Annotated in this window: 1 protein-coding gene; it reads left to right on the top strand. The window is 58.6% G+C overall.

All coding sequences use genetic code 11. The features are described 5' to 3' along the window. The first annotated feature begins 260 nt into the window (after nt 1-260). Nucleotides 261-1817: a CARDB domain-containing protein gene (locus tag ABJK56_RS00320; RefSeq protein ID WP_347242673.1), complete on the top strand. Its 1557-nt coding sequence runs from the start codon at nt 261-263 to the stop codon at nt 1815-1817. The last annotated feature ends 54 nt before the right edge of the window (nt 1818-1871 follow it).

Below are 1871 nucleotides of genomic sequence, written 5' to 3'. Positions count from 1 at the left end.
TTTTCCCATTTCTCCAGCCCGGCCCACTTTTTCTCTGAGACTCAAACCTCGGCCACGGTGTAAAATATTACGGTTCAGAGAACTTCGGGAAGGGGCCTGCCCTTTAGATCCTCTTCCTTAACATCTCCTCGCCTCTCCCCACGCTCTGACCAGGGGGTGACGAAGCTGAAAGTTCCAGTCCATTTGGCTTTCGGGGGCACACCAATTGCTTCAAATGCGTGGTCTTCCGGAAAGGAGGGAAGGGCATAAGGAGGTGAGAAATGTGTTTCTTCGAGAAGAAATCCTGGGGCAAGGGGCACAAGGTGCGCGGCCTTGAGGTCTTGTTCGGAGGTTTGCTTTTCTTTTGGGGAGCGTCAGTCGCCATTTTCCTTTGGGCTACACTAGCTATGGCGCAGCCATGCGGTCGGTGGGTGGAAGTGGAGGTCAATCCTCCTCACCCCACATCCAACGACTTCATCACCCTCACCCTATCCGGAGTGTGGTGCGACTCCTGTGTTCCCAGGTCACCGAGGGCGGTCGTTGTGGGGAACACGATCATGGTGTACACGACGAATAAGGACGCCATGTGCTTTCCTGTCCTCACACCGTGGGAGCTTGGGGTTCCCCTGGGGAAGCTCCCCCCGGGGAGATATTCGGTTTTGGTGATCCATAACGGACAGCCCATCGGCGGCCTGGAAATCCTCGAGGTGCGGGCCGCCGGACCAGATCTCCTCATCGAGGCCATCCGCTGGACCCCTCTGAGCCCGAACGTAGGGGATCGCGACGTGAACTTCGAGGTGATGATCGTAAATGTGGGAAGTGAACGGGCAAGTTTGGCCGGTGTTGTTCTAGAGCTTTACAAGATCAAGGCTGGTCAAGCGATCGTGGTGGGGAAAACCAGTTGGGGCTCGGGCTACCTCGATCCCAACCAGACGATGGTGGCCAACGTGACCACGTTCCCCTATTCCGCGCTCACTTGGGAGGGCGGGGTCTTCCCGGTGCGGGCGTGCGTGGACGTGACGGACGTGCTCAAGGAGAACGACGAGAAGAACAATTGTCTCGAGCGGCCGATCACCATCCAGGGGGCCGCGGCCCTGCTTTTGGTCACCGCGGGGTGCATCACCCTGCCGTCCTACTCGCTTTTGGACGTTCCCATCGGGTACCAGGTGAAGAACCCCCTCGGCACAATTGTTGAAACCGGGACGAGCAAGACCCCCTTCACCCTGGCTTATCCCAAGGGCTTCCAGGTTGTCTTGGATGCGCCGGATTCGCACGATCTTCATCGCCTTTGGCAGTGGCGAATAGTGGGGAACCCACCTGGGTTTTCTCCGGACCCAGTGACGGTGAATTTCGATCCCACAAACGCTCGGGTCGAGGCCCAGTACACGGGGATGCCGGAGCGGAAGTGCAGCGAGTGCTTCAAGGGGACGCTGGGAGCTCGCGATACCTGTGGAAACGGGACTGGCTACTCGGTTCCTGGGCCAGCTGGCGGGGACCCCCATTGCCAGACGCCCGATTGCTGCGGTTGGTACCAGTTATCCCACGTCCATGACCTGGGGCAAATCTTCGTCAACGTGCATCTGATCCTGGAGTACACGCCCGGGTTCGCCGACGGCTGCCAGGGGACGCTCACCGTGGAGATCTCCCCGGATGGTCAGAATTGGAGCCTCGTGTACAGTGGACCAACAACCACGGTGGACCTGAACCCACCGCAGCAACTTTGGGGGACGTACATCCTTTGTATCCAAATCCCGCGGATGACGCCTTTCCGATACGTGCGGGTGACGATCCCAAACTGCTACGTGGACCACTCCGCCGTGTACGTTTGCGCTGACTGAAGTTCTATGTCGGATGAGCGCGTTCAGTGGGTTTGACTAACTAGAAAAAGGGCG

Source organism: Thermogutta sp., from assembly GCF_039793925.1.
In the GTDB taxonomy this organism is placed as follows: Bacteria; Planctomycetota; Planctomycetia; order Pirellulales; family Thermoguttaceae; genus Thermogutta.
The sequence above is the reverse complement of the archived record's forward strand: the minus strand, read 5'-3'. Positions and strand labels throughout refer to the sequence as shown.

Bases quoted from the DNA above. Each gene is read 5' to 3' on its own strand.
- ABJK56_RS00320 (WP_347242673.1), top strand. From the start codon at position 261: ATGTGTTTCTTCGAGAAGAAATCCTGGGGCAAGGGGCACAAGGTGCGC.